Source organism: Psychrobacter sp. CoH-33_TS_01 (assembly GCF_058189395.1).
This window is the reverse complement of record NZ_JBVGQI010000001.1, coordinates 686,006-706,153: the sequence shown is the minus strand read 5'-3', so window position 1 is coordinate 706,153 and position 20,148 is coordinate 686,006. Positions and strand designations below refer to the sequence as shown.

At 41.3% G+C, this 20,148-nt stretch carries 20 protein-coding genes, 1 pseudogene and 1 other annotated feature; of the genes and pseudogenes, 13 read left to right on the top strand and 8 right to left on the bottom strand.

All coding sequences use genetic code 11. The features are described from left to right. Positions 1 to 38 precede the first annotated feature (38 nt). Both ACZ2XM_RS03050 and ACZ2XM_RS03045 read right to left on the bottom strand, forming a co-directional pair. The gene (locus ACZ2XM_RS03050; protein WP_490588306.1) at positions 39 to 1,328 is read right to left on the bottom strand and encodes an adenylosuccinate synthase; all 1,290 of its coding nucleotides are present in this window, start codon (positions 1,326 to 1,328) and stop codon (positions 39 to 41) included. A gap of 117 nt (positions 1,329 to 1,445) precedes the next feature. Further along, on the bottom strand, positions 1,446 to 2,762 hold the full coding sequence (locus ACZ2XM_RS03045; protein WP_490588307.1) for an ATP phosphoribosyltransferase regulatory subunit: 1,317 nt from the start codon (positions 2,760 to 2,762) through the stop codon (positions 1,446 to 1,448). Positions 2,763 to 3,441: 679 nt separating this feature from the next. Between ACZ2XM_RS03045 and ACZ2XM_RS03040 the strand changes: the two genes are divergently transcribed. Together ACZ2XM_RS03040 and corA are read left to right on the top strand one after the other, a co-directional pair. Beyond that, positions 3,442 to 3,828 (top strand): DUF2237 family protein, encoded by a 387-nt coding sequence (locus ACZ2XM_RS03040; protein ID WP_490588308.1) that lies wholly within the window; start codon positions 3,442 to 3,444, stop codon positions 3,826 to 3,828. 243 nt (positions 3,829 to 4,071) lie between these two features. Further along, positions 4,072 to 5,181: a magnesium/cobalt transporter CorA gene (gene corA / locus ACZ2XM_RS03035; protein ID WP_490588540.1), complete on the top strand. Its 1,110-nt coding sequence runs from the start codon at positions 4,072 to 4,074 to the stop codon at positions 5,179 to 5,181. 126 nt (positions 5,182 to 5,307) lie between these two features. On the opposite strand, the gene ACZ2XM_RS03030 is transcribed toward corA, so the two are convergent. Both ACZ2XM_RS03030 and folD read right to left on the bottom strand, forming a co-directional pair. Continuing rightward, positions 5,308 to 5,763 carry a phosphate-starvation-inducible protein PsiE gene (locus tag ACZ2XM_RS03030; RefSeq protein WP_201497321.1) on the bottom strand — a complete coding sequence of 152 codons (456 nt, stop codon included), beginning with the start codon at positions 5,761 to 5,763 and terminating at the stop codon, positions 5,308 to 5,310. Positions 5,764 to 5,916: 153 nt separating this feature from the next. After that, on the bottom strand, positions 5,917 to 6,792 hold the full coding sequence (gene folD, locus ACZ2XM_RS03025) for a bifunctional methylenetetrahydrofolate dehydrogenase/methenyltetrahydrofolate cyclohydrolase FolD (RefSeq protein ID WP_490588309.1): 876 nt from the start codon (positions 6,790 to 6,792) through the stop codon (positions 5,917 to 5,919). A gap of 687 nt (positions 6,793 to 7,479) precedes the next feature. Between folD and ACZ2XM_RS03020 the strand changes: the two genes are divergently transcribed. The 3 genes from ACZ2XM_RS03020 (at position 7,480) to ACZ2XM_RS03010 (ending at position 8,807) form a co-directional block, all read left to right on the top strand. Next, complete coding sequence (locus ACZ2XM_RS03020) at positions 7,480 to 7,749, top strand: hypothetical protein (RefSeq protein ID WP_490588310.1); 270 nt, start codon at positions 7,480 to 7,482, stop codon at positions 7,747 to 7,749. Positions 7,750 to 7,795: 46 nt separating this feature from the next. Continuing rightward, entirely contained in the window at positions 7,796 to 8,416 is a 621-nt protein-coding gene (locus tag ACZ2XM_RS03015) for a hypothetical protein (protein ID WP_490588311.1), read from the top strand. Positions 8,417 to 8,594: 178 nt separating this feature from the next. After that, a complete protein-coding gene (locus ACZ2XM_RS03010; RefSeq protein WP_490610521.1) occupies positions 8,595 to 8,807 on the top strand; it encodes a helix-turn-helix transcriptional regulator in 213 nt (70 codons plus the stop codon). A 146-nt stretch (positions 8,808 to 8,953) separates the two neighbouring features. Here the strand turns inward: ACZ2XM_RS03010 and ACZ2XM_RS03005 are convergent, their stop codons facing one another. Then, positions 8,954 to 9,868, bottom strand: coding sequence for a hypothetical protein (locus ACZ2XM_RS03005; RefSeq protein WP_490588312.1), 915 nt, complete (start codon positions 9,866 to 9,868; stop codon positions 8,954 to 8,956). A gap of 12 nt (positions 9,869 to 9,880) precedes the next feature. Further along, on the bottom strand, positions 9,881 to 10,615 hold the full coding sequence (locus tag ACZ2XM_RS03000; protein ID WP_490588313.1) for a DUF3944 domain-containing protein: 735 nt from the start codon (positions 10,613 to 10,615) through the stop codon (positions 9,881 to 9,883). Positions 10,616 to 10,796: 181 nt separating this feature from the next. On the opposite strand from ACZ2XM_RS03000, the gene ACZ2XM_RS02995 reads away from it, so the two are divergent. After that, complete coding sequence (locus ACZ2XM_RS02995) at positions 10,797 to 11,051, top strand: putative transporter small subunit (protein WP_490588314.1); 255 nt, start codon at positions 10,797 to 10,799, stop codon at positions 11,049 to 11,051. Between the two features lie 818 nt (positions 11,052 to 11,869). On the opposite strand, the gene ACZ2XM_RS02990 is transcribed toward ACZ2XM_RS02995, so the two are convergent. Continuing rightward, on the bottom strand, positions 11,870 to 12,955 hold the full coding sequence (locus tag ACZ2XM_RS02990) for a hypothetical protein (protein ID WP_490588315.1): 1,086 nt from the start codon (positions 12,953 to 12,955) through the stop codon (positions 11,870 to 11,872). Between the two features lie 470 nt (positions 12,956 to 13,425). On the opposite strand from ACZ2XM_RS02990, the gene ACZ2XM_RS02985 reads away from it, so the two are divergent. The 7 genes from ACZ2XM_RS02985 to ACZ2XM_RS02955 all read left to right on the top strand — a co-directional run bounded on the left by ACZ2XM_RS02985 (position 13,426) and on the right by ACZ2XM_RS02955 (position 19,778). Continuing rightward, positions 13,426 to 14,325 carry a YagK/YfjJ domain-containing protein gene (locus tag ACZ2XM_RS02985; RefSeq protein ID WP_490588316.1) on the top strand — a complete coding sequence of 300 codons (900 nt, stop codon included), beginning with the start codon at positions 13,426 to 13,428 and terminating at the stop codon, positions 14,323 to 14,325. A 134-nt stretch (positions 14,326 to 14,459) separates the two neighbouring features. Next, on the top strand, positions 14,460 to 14,732 hold the full coding sequence (locus tag ACZ2XM_RS02980; protein WP_490588317.1) for a hypothetical protein: 273 nt from the start codon (positions 14,460 to 14,462) through the stop codon (positions 14,730 to 14,732). 38 nt (positions 14,733 to 14,770) lie between these two features. After that, the gene (locus tag ACZ2XM_RS02975) at positions 14,771 to 15,763 is read left to right on the top strand and encodes a DUF932 domain-containing protein (protein ID WP_490588318.1); all 993 of its coding nucleotides are present in this window, start codon (positions 14,771 to 14,773) and stop codon (positions 15,761 to 15,763) included. A gap of 94 nt (positions 15,764 to 15,857) precedes the next feature. Beyond that, a complete protein-coding gene (locus ACZ2XM_RS02970; protein ID WP_490588319.1) occupies positions 15,858 to 16,907 on the top strand; it encodes a YqaJ viral recombinase family nuclease in 1,050 nt (349 codons plus the stop codon). An 88-nt stretch (positions 16,908 to 16,995) separates the two neighbouring features. After that, entirely contained in the window at positions 16,996 to 17,907 is a 912-nt protein-coding gene (locus tag ACZ2XM_RS02965; RefSeq protein ID WP_490588320.1) for a recombination directionality factor, read from the top strand. 169 nt (positions 17,908 to 18,076) lie between these two features. Next, positions 18,077 to 18,328, top strand: a complete 252-nt coding sequence (locus ACZ2XM_RS02960) for a helix-turn-helix transcriptional regulator (protein WP_490588321.1) — start codon at positions 18,077 to 18,079, stop codon at positions 18,326 to 18,328. Positions 18,329 to 18,558: 230 nt separating this feature from the next. Continuing rightward, a protein-coding gene (locus ACZ2XM_RS02955) for an IS3 family transposase (RefSeq protein ID WP_490588322.1) occupies positions 18,559 to 19,778 on the top strand; the annotation gives its coding sequence in 2 pieces (ribosomal slippage) (positions 18,559 to 18,835 and positions 18,835 to 19,778; 1,221 coding nt in all). Next, positions 18,834 to 18,950: a sequence feature (AL1L pseudoknot), on the top strand. It overlaps the preceding gene by 117 nt. 39 nt (positions 19,779 to 19,817) lie before the next feature. On the opposite strand, the pseudogene ACZ2XM_RS02950 reads toward ACZ2XM_RS02955, so the two are convergent. Further along, positions 19,818 to 20,054, bottom strand: a pseudogene (locus ACZ2XM_RS02950) (transposase); the annotation flags it as partial. Positions 20,055 to 20,148 lie beyond the last annotated feature (94 nt).

Below are 20,148 nucleotides of genomic sequence, written 5' to 3'. Positions count from 1 at the left end.
CATGTAATCGAGCTAATAACCTGTAGCTTACTGCCTAATTACGCATCATACGGGTCGCGCAATACGATAGTCTCATCACGGTCAGGGCCAGTAGAGATGATATCGATTGGGCAATCTATCAACGCTTCGATACGCTTGATATACGCTTTAGCATTGTCTGGTAGGTCGTCATAATTGGTCACACCAACCGTAGACTCGCTCCAACCTGGTAAGGTCTCATACTTTGGCGTAACAGACTCATAGAACTCAGCGTCATTTGCACCAGCACATTCTGTTTCTGGTAAGTCGTAACCGATACCGATACGGATTTCCTCAAGACCATCTAAGACATCGAGCTTGGTCAAGCAAATACCTGACAGTGAGTTTAATACGACGGCACGGCGTAACGCTTCAGCATCAAACCAACCACAGCGACGCGCACGACCAGTAGTAGCGCCAAATTCATGACCCACTTTGGCCAAATGAGCACCAACATCATCAAATAATTCTGTAGGGAACGGACCGCTACCCACACGAGTGGTATAAGCTTTAGTGATGCCTAGGATATAGTCTAGGTATAAAGGACCAATACCCGTACCTGTAGAGACGCCGCCCGCGGTAGTGCTAGAGCTGGTCACAAAAGGATAAGTACCATGATCGATATCTAATAGTGTCCCTTGCGCGCCCTCAAACATGAGGTTTTTGCCTTCACGGCGAAGTTGATTTAACTCTTCGGTCACATCACAAACTAAACCGGTAAGCGCAGCTTTCCACTCTTGGCATAGCGCAAAAGTTTTATCAAAATCGATGGCTTCCACTTTATAGTACTGGGTCAACTGGAAGTTGTGGTATTCGATAAGGTTGCGTAGCTTTTCTTCTAAGTCAGCACGGAACAAGTCAGCCAGCTTGATAGCACGGCGCGCCACTTTGTCTTCGTAAGCAGGACCAATACCGCGACCGGTAGTCCCGATTTTGCCGCTGCCACGTTTGGCTTCACGCGCCTGATCTAGGGCCACGTGATAAGGCATGATTAAAGGACAGTTTGGTGAGATACGTAAACGCTCGCGTACGGGCACTTGGTTGTCTTCAAGATTCTTCATCTCGATAAGCAAAGCTTCTGGTGACAAGACCACGCCATTACCGATAAAGCAGGTCACGCCATCACGTAAGATACCTGATGGAATCAAATGTAGGACCGTGGTTTTACCATCGACGACTAGGGTATGTCCTGCGTTATGGCCGCCTTGAAAGCGAGCGACTGCAGAAGCTTTTTCGGTGAGTAGGTCGACAATCTTGCCTTTACCTTCATCACCCCATTGACTGCCTAAAACGACAACGTTCTTTCCCATAATGATTCCTTATAACACTTGATAGTAAGCGTGTAGCTAGTGAAATTGAGTCTATAAACGACTGACTATAAAATAAAAGGTTGCTGGCAATGATCTAAAACTGGATAGCATTAAAGCTTAATTGGACAACTGCCAAATACCGTCTTGTAACTGTAAGCGCTGCGATTGACTGCTTTGTGAGTCGGTCGCTGTTAACGGCTTAATCACTCGGTAGCCTTGCTCGCGTAACTCTGTGATTTTGCTATTTAAAGCGCTCTGTCCGGTGCTATCTAACTGCTGGCAAGCGGCATAATCAACCACGATTAAATCTTGCTCAGGCAAGTCGATATGGCTTTGCAGGCGGGTCAAATCGAGACTGAAACCAGCGGCACAGCGTTTGTCTTGTGCAGCGCTAGCGTCAGATTTGGCAGCGTTGGCATCAGCATTCATTACCATGCCATCAAAGCGGCCACCACGAGCGACGGCTTGAATATCATTGCTTAGATAGACGTTGAATACGAGACCAGTATGGTAGTGATAACCTGACAGCTCAGTAATATCGATACTGACATGACACTGCCAATTTTGCTCTAAATGCTGCTTTATAGTAGCAATTTGGCTCATCGCTTCGTTAATCTGGCAGTCTTCGCTAGCCGCAGGTGACAAAGCGGCTTTTAAAGTGGCTAAGTCATGACCATTGGCAGCTAGGGCGTAGAAATCTGCGCCCATAGGCATCTCAGTGCTGATACGCTTGAGCTCTGGCAAGGCTTTATTGGCATATAAAGACATCAGTTGCTGCGAGTCGCTGTTACTGATTTGCGCTATTTCACACAACCGTTTAAAGATACTGACTTGACCAATGTCGACGTGACGGCTGGCTTTGAGATCCGCACGGTCAAGCAGACCGAACAACACATCGAGCAATTCAATATCAGCGCTGATATCGGCACAACCGAAGATTTCGGCCCCCAACTGTAGCGGGGTACGTGAGCCAAATAAGCCCGTAGGTAAGGTATGAATGACATGACCGGCATAGCAGTAGCGAGCAATGTGCTGGCGACCTTGATGCTGGTTAAGATGGGCGTCAATCCGTAAGATCTGCGGAGTAATATCCGCGCGCACGCCCATTAAGCGACCCGTTAATTGGTCAATAATTTTAAAGGTTTGTCTTTTTAAGTCTTCGGAGGCATTGTTCAGTAAGGACTCTGTATACTCTATCATCGGCGGGCAGATGAGCTCATAGCCACAACTGACTAGGCGCTTGGTCAACTGGTAGCGCAGCATCTCTTGCTTCTGGGCTTCATTAGATAACAAGTCAGTCACGCCATCGGGCAATAGCCAAATATTGGCAATGTCTGAGCCAGCAGTGAGCTGGGTAGGTGTGGCAGAACCATTAGAATTCGGTTGTGATGACGAGCTTAAATTTGCAGAATCAGAACAAGCAGACACAATCATTCCTTGTTTGGCGTGGCTAAATATCTCGCCAAAACGTTGGTAAAAAGAGTAATAAAGTATGAAGGTTGGTAGTTGAGCAAACGGTCGGTATAAACCTACTATGAAATGTCATTAATAGGTCATCGGCTATTCGAGCGTTAGCTAGGTTTGCTCAGACCTTAGTCTACCATAGCCTACGGACTTCGACTAGGGTTAAGGCGGATTAGTCACTGCAATTTTATAGACTATTAAGCCATTATTCTATGACGACTACCCTGCTATAAAGCACGCTTTATTAAACTCATATTTACCCTGTCGACGGCTCGTATTTGCCGTATCGACTGATAGTATGGGGATTTATAAAGCTTAGAAATGGCACGTACTACCCCTACCTACTTAACCTTATTGAACCCCACTGAACTTAAGTTGCATTGTTAAGATAGCGGCAAAAAAACGTCTATAGTTTGTAACTTCCACTAGCAGAGCTTTTGTATGTCAGTCAAGTAACCAAACAAGTAACCAGCCAACCTCCTAGCATAAAGGCTGCATAACTGCGGTTATTTTAGCCGGAATATGCTACCATTTCGCCCATTAACCGGGTTACTGAATAATGGCTATTTTTATGGCCTTTGTAAGCCGAGTTTGCACCCTATTTTGCTCCTACCCCCTCATTTTATTCTACTTAATAAGGCACGCTGCTATGTCTGAGCTGCATCCCAATCCTGAGATTAATCAACGTAACGTGTTAGGTGGCGAGCTTGCCAGCTGCTGCTTTGCCCCTATTACTGGCTATTATCGCAACGGCTTTTGTCACACTGGCCCTCGCGACCTTGGCCAGCATACCGTCTGTGTCAAAATGACTGCTGACTTTTTGAACTTTTCTGCCAGTCGCGGTAATGACCTTATTACCCCTTTACCTGAGTACAACTTTCCTGGGTTACAGCCGGGCGATTATTGGTGTGTCTGTGCCACGCGCTGGGTGGAAGCACACCAACATGACGCTGCAGCACCGCTTAAGTTAGAGGCCTGCCATGAGAGTCTATTGCACTATGTAGACCTTGAGACGTTGCTGTCTTATGCGCTGTAACTTGCATATGAATTAACTGGCTATACGATGTTAGTAGCTATGCCACTATTTTTCTATTTAAGATGCTAAATTTGAGACCCCTTTATGTCCCAACCCGACTCCTCATCTAATCGACCTGATCCTCACACCAACAAACAGACGTTTGATGGTGCGCAGCAAACGGGCAGCGTCAAAATGACTATCCCAGTGGCGACTAGCAGTCATAGTGCCTACGAGCATCCGTTGTCTGAACATTCTGAATTAATGTCAGGCACTAGCTTTATTTATGGTGATGTTAACGCTGATGATGAAGACGCTTACGAGATTATGACCGTCTATGATCCTGAGGCTGAGCGCTTTGAGGACATTACCTATTCGGTCGAAAATGAAGTGGTTAATTGCTACTCATACTCGCGTAAAACGGGTGAGCCAATAGAAGAGCTGACGCTGGATGAAGTGAGCAAGACGCTGACTAATAACAACCAATTTATCTGGTTAGGCTTATATAACCCTAGCCTTGAGACCGTCTCTGAAGTCCAAGAAGCCTTCGATTTGCACGAATTGGCGATTGAGGATGCTTTCACTGAGCATCAGCGCGCCAAGGTAGAGAACTATAGCAACGATACGGTGTTCGTCGTGGTCCGTACGGCTAAGCTCGATGGTAATGAAATCTGCTATGGTACCACCTCGATGTTTTTGGGTAAAAATTACATTATCACCATTCGTACTGGGGCTTCCAACTCTTATAAACCAGTGCGTGACCACAGTCATCGTTATCCGGAAAAGTTACGCATGGGCCCCATCTTCGTCCTGCATGCTATCTTGGATTTTATTGTCGATAACTATTTGCCGATTACCGACCGTCTGGGCAGCTATTTGCGTGAGCAAGAGCGCGAGATCTTCTCTTATGAATTTAGCAAAGAGACGCTGCAAAGTCTCTATGAGCTTAAATCACAGCTGGTCCATATGCGCGCGGTATTGCTGCCGGTCAAAGACATCTGTAGTTTCTTTATTAATCATAAACGAAGTGAGATGCTCGCCTCCTTCCCTAGTGCGGCGAAACCTTATTTCCGTGACGTGAATGACCACCTTCTGCGCTCGCTAGATGCGGTCAATGGGCTCAATGAAATGCTCAGCGTGGCGATGGACACCTATACGACGATGGTCAATGTGGGTCAGAATGATGTGGTGAGAAAACTGGCCGCTTGGGCCGGTATCTTGGCCGTCCCTACCGCAGTGGCAGGTATTTATGGGATGAACTTCGACTTTATGCCTGAGCTGCATTATAAATATGCTTACTTTGTGGTACTGGGCTTGATTTTAGTCGTCTGTGTCGTGCTCTATCATAAGTTTAGACGGGCGGGTTGGTTGTAGTAGCTTGTATCCCCTTTTAACATAGGGAAGAAAGCCCAAAAAAGCCACCTTATAATCTGAAAAAGCTCATCAAAAAAAGCGCCTCTATAATAAAGGCGCTTTTTCTTTGGTTCATATCTTCATTATTTATTCACGGCGCGTACTGGGCGCCCCTTTATGCACATTATCTTCGGGGCGACCAAACTCTTTTGCCGTCCACGTTAATAGCACTATGGCAATACTTAAAACAAAGATAGCGACCGTAATCGTCATTAGCAGCCATAAGTGGAAAGTATCCGAAACCGCCTGTACATCAACCACTAAGTGGCGAGATAAGGCGGTAATAGCAATATAAATTAGGAACTGTACTGGCAGGCGATGGGTCTTAAAATAAATGCCTATCATGGCCAACAGCTCAAGATAAATGAATAACATCAAAATATCTTTTAATGCTGCCTCGCCTTTGAAGACAATGCCATAAAACTCCGTACCTGCCCCCCAAATAACCACAAATACAATCAAAAATAACGCCATATAATGGGCTATATCGACTAACAACTCGCCAAAATTTTGCACTCGGTGTTGCCAGCTGCTGTTATTCATTCAAGGGTCGCCTCTATAATTGAGGCGGGATGAACTCTATCACGCCCCGTGGGGTCAGTAGTCATCCTTAGAGCTTTAAATTAGCATAGTGTCTAAATAATGAAAAGCTTAATAGAGCGTTTAATTAAAAATAATAGACGCTGCCCTATTAGCTTAGAGCCCTGCCGCTTTTTCAGCCGCCTCAACCGTTTGACGAATCAAAGTATTAATTGTCATCGGACCAACGCCGCCTGGTACTGGGGTATAAGCACTAGCTTTGGCTTCGATACCTGCCAACTCGATATCACCAACACCACCATTATCAGTAGGATGGAAACCGGCATCGACTACGACAGCACCCGGTTTAATCCAAGCTTGTTTAATCAATTCAGGCACCCCTACCGCGCCCACAATAATATCGGCAAGCGCGACATGATCCGCTAGGTTTTGCGTTCTTGAATGGCAAATGGTCACAGTACAGTTAGCATTTAATAGCATCTGCGCCATAGGCTTGCCTAAGATAGCGCTACGACCTACGACGACCGCATGCTTACCTGACAGCTCGATACCTTGATGCTCAAGCAAATGCATGATGCCTTGTGGCGTGCATGACCCGTAAGCAGGCTCACCCATACTCATACGACCAAATCCCAGACACGTGACCCCATCAACGTCTTTAGCTAAATCAATGGCGTCAAAGCAAGCACGCTCATCAATCTGTGCAGGCACGGGATGCTGTAGCAAAATACCGTGTACGTTTGGGTTATTATTCAATTCATCAATTTTCGCTAGCAACTCTTCTGTGGTAGTCGCTGTTGGCATCTCCACGCGCATAGAATCCATCCCAACACGCTTACAAGCATTGCCTTTCATACGCACATAAGTGGCAGAGGCAGGGTCTTCGCCGACCAAAATCGTCGCTAATATCGGGGTGTTGCCCGTTTTAGACTTAATGGCCGCTACCCGCTCACTCAGTGATTGCTCAATCTGTTTGGCAAGGGCTTTACCATCTAGGCAAATAGCAGTTGTAGAATCAGATACTTGGGTCATAAAAACTCCATAACAACGTTTGTTAGATAAAAGGATTATACGAAGAAGCTTTCGATAAAAAATCTCAATCAAAAGGCACTAATTGAAAAGTCTGGCAATAAAAAAAGGTTAAGCAAGCCCATCAGAAGATAAAGCTCACTAAATAAAATAGGCAGCAAACGACCTTAATAAGATATAAAACCAAGGATGAGCCATTAGCAGCGCTATTGTAACGGTAGCAGCCCAAAAGATACAGAAGCAGCTGAAACTTATGCGATGAATGATTTGTTATCTAGTTAGTAATCTAAATTTAAGACAACAAAAAAAGCCTCCAGATATCTGAAGGCCTTTCTCTTGTAATGATACCCACATGGGGAACCATAACTTGATCACTTATATAGTGGTTCTTCATACTCTCCATTCTTTTACCGCTTTCGTCACTGATATGATCATTGTTTACCTAGTGTCCAAGTACGTTTTTTAGTGTCTGTACAATACGACTGTTCAGAACATTCAGTGAACAACTATCGCGCTAACCTGCCTGTGTGGCAAATTTTATATTTAAGTTAATATTCATAGCCAATATGTAAGACAAACATTAGGAACAACCTAAAAAAGCTAGTTCAAGGTTTACTCTAGGTAACTAATACGATAACATTGCGTAACATAGCTATTAATATTCTATCTATTTAGGATTCAAAAAATATTATGTTTAATTTAAATAAAATCATTGCTTTGACTACTGTTTCTTTGTTCATGACGGCTTGTACAATTACTCATGCCCCTATTCATAGATCTTATGAGGTTTCTTCTTGGTATAAAGAAAGTGTAAGTAAATCTGATACAAGTGATCGACTTGGATATTGTAAAACAGAGGTTGGTGCAAGTAAGTTATCACAAGAAGAGGCTAAGAAGTTGGTTGGCTACTGCATGAAAGCTCATGGATATAGTTTAGTGACAGAAACTAAGTATAGATAGGTATAGCCCTAACACAGACAAGTAATTATATTTAATAAGGAAGCTTATGACTTATTCAAAGTCGGTTTTACTAACAGCCGTTTTAGCTGTTTCAGCTATCCCTGCTCATGCAGGAACCGCAGATAAAAAATTAGCACTTGCAGCCGTTAAAAACTACGCAACCTCAATCGCTTGTAGTACAACTTTTGATAAGAAGCCTGAGGACTTTAAGACGACACTAAAATATGTTCATGAAGTTAATTTGTGGGATACGAATACAGGGGATGATTCATATCAAGGCACTGATATTGGTGGGCGAGATTACTTAGTGCATTGGGGTGGAGATGAGGGCTGTGCTGGTGGGTCAGGTACATACTCTTACTATGTCACACCAGTTAGTCGTATTAGTGATACTAGGCCATTCCTAGTTGACGCAAGCAACTATAATATCATTACCGCTTTATATGAAAATGAGAACACTATAAACTCTCGATTTATTGAAAGTGTTACCGTCAAAAACAATGTAGTTGAGGTTATCTCCTCTGATTTCGATAAAGATGAGTGTAATAACTGCGCCTCACTAAGGTATAAGTACAAGCTAAAGTATCAGAATGCACCAGATGCGGGTTGGCGTTTATTTGATACGCAATTTTTAGGGAAAAGAGCACCTAGAACTGAATTTGACTAAAGCCAGATAAGAGTGTCCAATATAACTGAACCGCCCCGACTTTATCGGAAGCTTATTTGCTTGAATCAGGCAGCAACACCTGACATGATTAAACTATCATAATACCGCTTTTCAAATTCAAAAGATGAAACGTAACCAATTGTGCTATGTAGACGAGTCTTATTGAACCAATCCACCCATTCAATGGTACATTCCCCAGCTATTAAGTATCAAAGACGTTATCCATTACACAGGCCTTAGTCGCTCTAGCATCTATGAGATGATTAACGAGAATTCAGACCACTACGATCCTAAGTTTCCTAAGAAGGTGCAACTCTCTCAAGTAAGAGTAGCTTGGATAGCTAATGAAATAGCAGAATGGATTAGCTCTAAGATTGATGTTAGATGTTAATTAATAGCGAGACATCTCTTTCGAACGTGAAACGGTCTTTTCGTTGAGTTTAACTATTCTTCAAGTTGTACTTATTTATTCTTGAATAACCATTTTTATATCTTTTACTTAGGCTTTTAGAATAACTAATAATGAACATAAATATCTCAACTGTTTAATACCCGTGACTCTACAGATAACTGCTCATTCGCTGGTTTTTCGAGCAACTCAATATGTATTTTATTTGATATAAGATCTAGAGCTGACTGTTTATTCTTATTAAAGAAAGACAGGTTTTCAGCTTCATGTTGCGACAGCTTAATACGATTATTTATACTATTTAAATAGCCCCTATAGTTCTCTAACAAAACAGAGTATTTGTTATGACTATCTATAATAAGTGTCTGGGAAAGTTCGTATTGACCAAGTCTGTGAGATACAAGATGCTCTAAGTGCATTCCGACTGGTAAAATCTCCATCATTTGTTGAATGAAGCTTAATACTAATCCTGCATGCTCTTTATCTTTAATTTTTTCTGCTTCTATCAAATTGATAAGATTTAAGATAAAAAATGATAAATGATTTTTAAGTTGCATAGAGTTAGCAAGCATTGTATTAGCTAATGACTCAATAACTTGTATGCTCTCATTAGACTCTAGAAGTAACTTAAGATTATGTACTACAGATAAATACTCGCTAGCCTTATCTGTATAAAACAATATATTTTGCTCATTAATAGTTTGAGAAACTTGTAATACTGAGCTTCTTACAGCTTCTATTTTCTTACTGAGTATCTGTGTCTGTACTACTACAGCAATCATAAGAGTAGCTGATGAGATAGCCTGTGCTGCAACGATGGTACCTTGTAAGGTTGACTGCAACGAACCAAGAGTTTTAACAAAAGTTTCAGAACTAACCGCACTAACTTCTTTTAAAGGCACGTGCTGAATAATACCTTTAGCTTCCAAGCCCTTTTTCCAGTATGCAACGCCATCTCTAAAAACAACTTGTTTATTATCTAGAGCTTTTTTTAGCGTTGGGCTAAAAAGATCTTCATCAAAAGCATATATTTTATTTAGCATAGACAGTCATCCTTAAAATTCATTAAAATCTGTAATATTCTCATTATATTTTTTACGCATCATTGCGATGATACAAACCGCAGGTATGGTTACTCGATAAGCAGGAGAGGAAAAATCTTTTACAGCAAACGGTAAAGTAGCTGCAGCAGTTAAAGGGTTTGATTTTGCAAATTGAGGTATCATTTTAATCCCAGCAAAAATTGCCCCTGCTCCTGCCCCTGCTACACCAGCACCGACATTGATACCTAAACCGCTCTTAATAGTCTCCCACGGGTTAGACTCTAACGAAGTAAGCCCCAACATTCCTTTTACCTCTAGAGTCTTATAGATATCATCTATCTCATCTAAACTTGTTACCCGTTTAAATAGTGTTCTCAATATTTTTTCTTCTACTTCTGTTATTGAGGTTGTTTCTTTATGAAAATCCGCACCCACCTTCTTTGCTACATCATGTAGCAGCTCTTCGTAAACAACTCCCTTGCGACGTGCAAGATTTATAATAGTATCTCCACCAAAAAGTTGGAGCTCAGCAGCTATACTTTTCCAACTATTTTTATAAGCGTCTTCTTCACTTGGTTTATAAATATCAATATTCTTGATAAGTATTTTCTTAAGTTGTCCTGTCCATTGTTCTGTACCATTACTGTCTTTTATTAACGCCTCTGCTAAAATTTTTAAGTCTTGCCAGTCAGCATATTGCAAAAAAGCTAAATCTTTGTCTTCACGAAACTTTGATTCCATTGCCATTGTTAAAGCCCTTATATTTTTTTAGTTTAGTATATTTAGATATATCAGGTGTAATTCTAAGCAATAGTTACGGAAAATAATAGATAAATATTAACATAAGCATTTGAAAAACTTCGTTCTATAGTTACTGAGTACATTGCACATATAAGCTTATCTTTTTCTTGATCCTAATGTAATAGCGATGAATGAGCTAGTTTGGCAGAAAGATAGTCTGATTGATAAGAATATGACAGTAACGGCTAACAACGTCATAAGAATTCAACATTCACTGCCAGCCAGTGAGGATAGAGAGGAGAAGAATATGTCTAGCGTATTTTCTTATAGCTTATATATCTTAATTTGGCCGGTGATTACTCTAGCGGTTTTGATACTAATATGTACCGCTACTTATCGCGATATCAAAAAAGCCAAACGAAATAATGAGGATATTATCTAATCTAGGACAATCTTATTTTATTTATTAAGGCGGCCTATTTGGGTCGTCTTTTTTGTTTTGGGTATGCCTAGTTAGAAAAAAACCTACTAAACTCACTACTAAATTTAAGACAACAAAAAAGGCCTCCAGATATCTGAAGGCCTTTCTCTTGTAATGGTACCCGGAGCCGGAACCGATACAAGATCATAAACCTTTGATTCATAAATATATTTTTTTATGAGAAAAATATAATGTACCTCTCAGTGTACATTGCAGCTCATATTCAAAATAAAATATGTAACCAGTGTTAGTTATTTCAAGTTTTCGTTAGCCTCATCAACCAAATACTTTAAAAAATCGACATTACTCATTCCGTATTTATTAGCAAGGTTATGAACCTTACCAAATAACGCTTGCCTAATAAAGCTTCTTGAGCAGCTTCTACTTCCATTTTACCGTAGGGTACTAGGTCAGTAAACAGGTAGGTCAAGGCAACTATTATACCGATCCAACTATCATAGTAGGCTTGGTTACACGGAATATGCTATTGAGAAGCAGATGGCCCATTATAAGAAGATTGGTATACGTATAATTTATAACCATGCTCAGCACTTAGGAGAGCGCCGTAAAATCATGCAAGTCTGAGCTGACTTCTTAGACTTACGGCGGGACACAGGTTAAGTGGTAGACTTTCAAACAGCACGTAGGCAAATTGAGGAGTCACTAAGTCATAAACAGGCATCGCTGTCAGATATAGACAGCGATGCTTTGATACGAGCTTTACTAGACAAAGGATTAAGCTATAAGCGTATACAGCAGTTAATAGATAAAGATAAAGATTAATACTTATCTTTACCATGCTCATCAATATAGTCTTGCTCATATGCTACATTAATTAGCATATCTAGTATAGCAGTGGAAGTAGTACCCTGCACTGAAGCCATCTTATCGAGTCTAGCATTAGCTATCTTAGTGAGTGGCAAGTGATAGGGCTTTTTTGTCTTACCTGCATCTCGAAATTTTTGTTGACTCCAAGATTTTTTCATCCTTTCTATAAATAGAATTTTATCAGCACTTTCTATATAGCTATAGCTTCTTGATTTGGCATCTTTTTGGTGGGATAGTGGATCGAATACAACCCTCTTAAAATCGAATAAGTCTAAAGCCGCTAATACTACTTCTTTTTTCTCTTCTATACTCGTTGGGCTATAAACTCCGTTCAAAGACTTCTGTTTATCGCGTAAATAATCATAAGACCATTCGACTATATGTATACCTTTTTCTCTTCCGCTGCTGTTATCTATCCATTTGGTATATTTTTCAGAAGCTATAATTTGTGCATTAATTTTCTTAATTTGGTTTATAAGTTTTATTTTATCTTCGAAGTGCAAAGGCTCTACGTAACCATCATTATGTTCATTATTATTTAAAACCTCAGATATCATCACGTTCATTAAATCGCCATTACGTTTATCAGGGTCTATATTTTTACTTACCTTTGAATAGTCTATAAAGCTCATAATTTTACTCAAAAAATCGTCACCATACATGCCAAAATTACTTTTAACATCGATAGTATTTCTCATAAAATAATAAACAAATATTTGCTTTCTTAATGAACCTCTTAGCCAGTTAAATTCGGATTCTTTAACTAAATCCGCTTCAGTGGCAGCCAGAAATCTATCGAACCCGTTTCGAGCTAGCGGAATTTTCGCTAAAGATTCTATAAGAACTTGATGAACATTAGACTTTTCGTTTACAAGCACAAAATCAGGATCGGTGCATAACTGCTCTCTTAAATATATTGCTTCTCTCTCAGATAATCCTTTAATAAATTTTTCAAAATATAGTTGATCCTCCAAAATTTGATTATGGTTTTTACCTCTTACACCTACTTTATTATTACGTCTTGTCTTCCTAGACATCTATATTGTCCTTAATCTATTAATATCACTCGTGATATTTAAATGAAATTTAATAATATTTATGCAACATCTACATAGGTTTTTTAGATCATTTATGCAGTATTTATATATCAATTATGTGCAATAAAGCCATATATTATAAGATGTCTATCGGAAAATCTCACTAAAATAATTTGTATAATTATATTATCATGAATGATTCTATCACGAATATTTTTTCGCTTCTTAAGTAATCTATTCAACCTAACTCTATCCTTGCGGCTTAGTGCTAACTCCAAGGTTTTCTACATTAGATACACGACTCTAAAGGGGATTCATTACATCTAGATTAGGGGGTTATTTATATTATTTAGATACAGCTCAGTAGATCCAAAATCCATGTATCTAGCTCCAAAGCCTAGTTACCTAAGAAATTAAAAAATTACTCAATCTCCTTAGTTTATGAGACTAAACCCCACTAGGAGAAAGTAATGAGAAACTACACTAGCTGTAGAGATACAAGCCTAACAGAAGTCGATAATTTAATTAGTAAAATATTATCAGGTAACATTAGTTTCAAAAAAATAAAGTTAAAACTACAAAGATTATATGTTCAGTTCATGAGGCAATACGATCCATCCTTTGAGTACACCGAAACAATTAATTGCTTTATCGGCGTGACGCAACTTCTCAAAGGTGACTGCTATCCACAAGAGGTGATTTGGGATGACGATTCAGTTTATCAATTTATTTCAGAGGTCCAAAAATACCAAGATAATTATTGTTTGAGTAAGTGGAAATTTAATTTACAAAAAACAAAAAACATGGCATCAGTCAAAGAGTATCTAACACAACTAACCAATCATTATGCGCGACTATTATTTGTTAGGTTGGACTTACACTATAGACAAGATAGCAATATTAGTATTAGTAAGTTTGCAGATGACATAAAATTTTTATGTGAGCGGCTTAGCAATAAGAAAGGATGTTTTAAGGGCTTAGAGGGTTTTGCATGGGCTCTTGAACACGGAGGTAAAACGGATGGTTTCCATTGCCATTTACTGCTGATATATAACGGAGCTAAACGTAATAACGGTTGGTATTTAGCTAAAGAAGCAGGTATGAAGTGGCAAGAAATTACTGAGGGATATGGAACTTATTTTAGTTGTCATGATCCAAGATACTTACAGGACTATCAGAGACAGGGTACACTTGGCGTAGGTATGATCCATCGTAACGATGAGGAGGCAGTAGCAAACGCAATAAGAACGGCTACTTACTTAGCGTATACTACAAAGTACGATCAGCGCTTAAAAGTTAAAATACCTAATATGCGAACCTTTGGACACGGTAGTTATAGAAGCTCTAGACGGCGAGGACTAATCCAATAACAAAGTTTTTTCAGATATATATTATTCACATGAGATTAAGTCTTAGTAACTTGAGCTCTTAGTCTAATCCAACTAATTAAATTAGGCCTGCCTTAGCGCAGGTCTTTTTTACGCGTAAAATTTAAGGAGCCTTTATGAAAACCGTTTGTCCTAATTGTCACTCATCTAATGTTCAGGAAATTACCAGTGAATACTCAAGTCTTGCTGACGAGCTTTTTGCACCTACTGTGCTAGTCAGTCTTAGCGTCAGTTTATGCAAGTCTTTTAAAGTTCATCCTGCTGTTGGTATTGTCGCAGGAACCGCTTTGGCAACCTTAGTTCAGATCACTAAGTTTAATCATGCTTTGCCACAGCTCGCTCAAAAGCAGTATCGGTGCGATCACTGCTCACATGCCTTTACCCTATAAACTCACTCGCTCACTAATTTAATTAAAGGAAAATCATCATGGCACATTTAGTAGAAAGTATGGCTTACGTAGGCGAAACCCCTTGGCATGGTTTAGGGAATGAGCTATCACCGAAGCAGCCTATCGAGGTATGGGCAAAAGAGGCCGGTATGGACTGGCGCATTGAGTCATCGGATGTCAGCTATATGGCTAACAATGAGAAGGGGCATAACCTCATATTGCCCTTTGCTGAGCAGAAGGTACTTTACCGCTCAGATAACTTTGAGCCCTTATCAGTAGTCAGTCAACGCTATCAGGAAGTGCAACCCGAGGAGATATTAGAATTCTATCGTGACTTAACCGAGCAGTCTCATTTTGAGCTTGAGACCGCAGGTGTTCTAAAGGGTGGGCGTAAGCTATGGGCATTAGCCCGTACAGGCCAGTCAGCAACGCTTAAGGGTAATGATGTCAGTAACGGATATCTCTTACTTGCAACGGCTTGTGACGGTACTCTAGCGACCACAGCACAGTTCACCTCTATCCGTGTTGTCTGCAATAACACCTTAGCAATCAGCCTAGCTGATGGCAGCGGCGGTATGGTGAAAGTTCCGCATAGCACCTCCTTTGATGCTGACAAGGTAAAGCAGCAATTGGGCGTGTCGGTTAAGCAATGGGACGCACACTGCTATGAGATGAAGCAATTATCAGAGCGACGTGTGACCCAAGCCGAAGCGGCTAATTACTTAAGCCGTGTATTTAATGATTTGGACAATGACATTATCTTATTTAACAGTGCTAAGAAGGAGAAAGATGCTGTACCGAATGCGAAAGCTATGAATCAAGTCATGAAGATGTTTAATGGTCAAGGCCGTGGTGCTGATCTCGATGCGGCTCGTGATACTGCTTATGGTCTGCTCTGTAGCATTACTGAGTACGTAGACCATGAGCGACGCGCAATGAGCACAGACAATCGCCTAAACTCAGCTTGGTTTGGTGCAGGTGCTAAGCTTAAGCAAAAAGGCTTAGATGAATCACTCCTCATGCTCGCTTAACCTATTGTATTGAAACTCAACAATTAAACCACGTCTTAGAGCGTGGTTTTTTTATGCCCTTTATTTAACTAATAATCCATCTAAGGAGTTCATTATGAACACTATCGCATTAAACACTACTCATCAGAATAGCGCTAACCAACGTCTAACGGTTAAATCAAATCAATCAACTACAGCAACTCGCTTAATTAATACCAAAGACTTAAGCCGTGATGCTTGGTTTAAAGTCCGTCAGCAAGGTATCGGTAGTAGCGATGCTGCAGCTAGCTGTGGCATTAACCCTTACATGTCGATGCTTGAGCTGTGGATGATAAAAACAGGTAGAGTCCATTCTCATCTTAACGATGATCCTGATGGCTACTCCCCTCTTTACTGGGGCAATAACCTTGAGCCTTTGGTCGCTAAACACTATCAGCGTCAGACAGGCAATAAAGTCAGACGAGTCAATGCCATCTTGCAGCATCCTGATAGCGATAAGCAGTTTATGCTGGCTAATCTAGACTATTCGGTAGTGGGTAGCGATGAGGTACAGATATTAGAGTGCAAAACCGCTGGTGAACACGGTGCGAAATTATGGAAATCAGGTGTGCCATTCTACGTGACTTGCCAAGTTCAGCACCAGTTGGCTGTGACAGGTAAGCAAGCGGCTCATATCTGTGTACTAATCTGTGGTCATGAGGCCAAGCTGTATAAGGTCGAACGTGATGAGAAGTTGATTGAAAGTATCATTGAGCATGAACGTCTATTCTGGCAATACGTGACAACGGATACACCGCCACCTCCCGATCACTCACAATCTGCTGCGGATGCTCTAAAGCAGTTATACCCTACCCCAAAACCTGCGAGTAAAGTTGACTTTAGTACTGACAAAGCGGCTAATGCACTGTTCGCTAAATTGTTACAGCACCGTCAGTCGATTGAAGAGCTACAAGAGCGTCATGACCAAATTAAGCACCAGCTACAAAGCTTAATACAAGACCATGAAGTCGCTGTATTTGCCAATGGATGTATCTCTTGGAAAAAGTCTAAAGACAGTACTACATTAGACAGCAAAGCATTACTCAAAGCTCAACCTGAGCTGTTAGACAAATTTAGCAAGGTCAGACAAGGCAGCCGTCGCTTCGTCATTCATAGTGACGCCTAATCCATTAAACCAATTCAACGCATAGATAGCCCACCTTTTATAGGTGGGCTTTTTTATGTCTAAACCAATTTATCTAAGGAATACCCTCATGATTAAAGGTCTCATTATTACCCCACCAGTCTTAGGTCGTATTAGCATAGGGCGAGTCGTTGAAAAGAACGGGAAACGTCTGCCTAGTAAAGACGATCAATTCACCATCACTAGTCAGATCCAGAATAAAGACGGTTGGATCAATCACCCTCTTGATGCCGCACTACGTGAAGGTAGCGACGGTAAGCTCAGAAAAATCCCTGTAAGGATGCTGTTCAATGACCCAGAGCTAAATCTTAGAGCAGAGTACACGCTCTTTGATAGGCAGACTGGCAGACCTGTTTGCGTAGGAGATGGTGAACAATGCCAAAGGCGTACTGGCCAAGGTGTTGAACAGCTTCCCTGCCCTTCCCCTGACCGCTGTCCCTTAGCGCAAGGGGGCGCTTGTAAGCCTTATGGACGGCTGTACGTCAATCTGTCTGAGGACGATGAGCTAGGTACTTTTATCTTTCGTACGACTGGCTTTAATAGCATAAGAACGCTTGCTGCTAGGCTAAGTTACTTTGCAGCAGTATCAGGCAACAAACTGTCTTGCTTACCACTGCAACTGACCCTGCGAGGTAAAAGTACGACTCAAAGCTATCGGACGCCAATCTACTTTGTCGACTTAACTTTACGGGAAGGTGTGACATTGAAGGATGCAGTACAAGACGCTCAGTCTATTGATGCAGAACTTAGTCATCACGGTTTTGATCAGGAGGCTTTAGAGGCGACTGCTAAGCGTGGCTATGGCAATTCTATCTTCGAGATGAATGACGCTGAAGCTTTAGAGGTAATAGATGAGTTTTACCCTACTGAACACAACGACGACCATCGTAAGTTGCAACATCAATCCCCCTCAGAAGTATCACCTCATGCTATTGGCAGCATTGAGCAAGGACTACGCCAAAGCGTGACCGCTGTGAGCTGATACCTCGATAGTTTTACACAAATAAAAAGAGCTGATCATGTCAGCTCTTTTTTTATGGGTTTTTACTCAGTCAAACCTAAGACAGGACTGTATGGGATGCAGTAAAAAAATATGGGACTCGGTAACTGTATGAGAGGAAACGCTCTCATTCACTTACAAGGAGCTAAATATGAATAACTTGAGCAGCGAACAACCTACTATCAATGAGTGCAACTACATCCCCCAGCTATTAAGTATCAAAGACGTTATCCATTACACTGGCCTTAGTCGCTCTAGCATCTACGAGATGATTAACGAGAATTCAGACCGCTACGATCCTACATTTCCTAAGAAGGTGCAACTAACACAGGTAAGGATAGTGTGGGTAGCGAGTGAGATCGCTGACTGGATCACTGCTAAGATTGATGCAAGACCTGGTTAATTAGTCTACCAACTGTTTTACTTAAAATTCAGAAGGTTACTTTTCTTGTTGAACTTAGGTATATTGTAGTTCGCACAAAAGCATTTTTAGACAGTTACATTTATTCTCTTTTATTGGATCTCATTAATTAAGCTTTCATATACACAGTGAGAGCACTATGAGTTCAAGTGTGCCTCATAGTGAACCGCCCCGGGATTGTCGGAGACTTAACATTCTGAGAGAATACGACAATGAAAACACGAAACTACACTCCTGAGATTAAAGAACGCGCCGTTCGCATGCTGATTGAAGCAGCAAATGACTATCCCTCTACCTGGTCAGCTATTCAAGCCATTGCCCCTAAGATTGGCTGCACGCCTGAAACTCTGCGGTCTTGGCATAAAAAGCACATCGATCAAACCATTCCTGCTTCAGTGCAAGCTCAAAGCCAAGAGCAACGTATTAAAGAGCTTGAACGCGAGAATAGAGAGCTCAAGCAAGCTAATGAGATCATTCGTAAGGCAGCGGCTTTTTTCGCCCAGGCGGAGCACGACCGCTGACTAAAATCATGATTCAATTCATCGACGATCATAAGAATAATTATGGGGTCGAGCTGATCTGTAGAGTATTACCGATTGCCCCATCAACCTATCACCGTGCTAAAGACTTGGAGAGCTACCCTGAAAAACGCTCACTGCGCAGTCAACATGACGACTTTTACATCAGCGAGATTAAACGTATCTGGCAGGACAGCAAATGCCGTTACGGTGCGCGTAAAGTATGGCAGCAGATGAAAGCTGACGGGTTAAAGGTTGCTCGTTGTACCATAGAGCGTTTAATGAGACAGCATGGCCTACAAGGTGTCTGGCGCGGTAAGGGCAAAATAACAACTCACAGCCGTGATGATCAAAAGCGTGCTGATGACTTGGTTAATCGTAACTTTAGCGCTTATCGTCCTAACCAGCTGTGGGTTGCAGATTTTACCTATATCAAGACGACAAGCGGCTGGGTCTATACCGCTTTTATTATTGATGTGTTTGCCCGTGCTATCGTTGGTTGGAAGGTATCTAATCGTATGAACACGAATATGGTGATGGCGGCTTTAAATCAAGCAATAGCAGATAGAAACCATCCCAAAGATGTGATTCATCACAGTGATCGAGGGGTTCAGTACTTATCCATTCGCTACACTGATAAGATGGCTGACTCTGGCGTGATCGCCTCTGTTGGTACAACAGGCGACTCTTATGACAACGCATTGGCTGAGACGGTTAACGGGCTTTATAAGTCTGAGGTGATTGAGTATCTAAAAGAACAATGGCATGGCGTGAACGATGTTGAATTGGCAACCCTTGAATGGGTGGACTGGTTTAACAAAACCCGTTTGCATAGCACGATTGGATATGTGTCACCTTTTGAATTTGAAAAGCGGTATTATGATAATTTAACCCTGTCAGGCATTGCTGCCTGACTCAAGTAAAACACTCTCCGATAAAGTCGGGGCGGTTCATATCTCAAGATCGCCTGTGTCGCTGCGTACTGTCTTTTTGGTGTGACCGTTACGTTTGTTTGGATTATCCGCCTTCTCATACTTGGGGTAGCCAAGATGTTCTTCCATCTCGGCTTCTAAGGCAGTGTCAATAAATGACTGCATGAGCTCTTTTTGAAATGCTTTAATATCTTCAAAGCTGCCAGCGTGTTTGGCCATTTGTTCGGCTAATTTCTTTAGTTCTGTTTCTTTTGTCATTGCTTATTCTCCTTTACTATGGATTATAAGCAGTTACACAAAGTTTAGGAAAGTCTCGGCACATCAGCTTGATTAGGTTTTAAAAGCTATTATC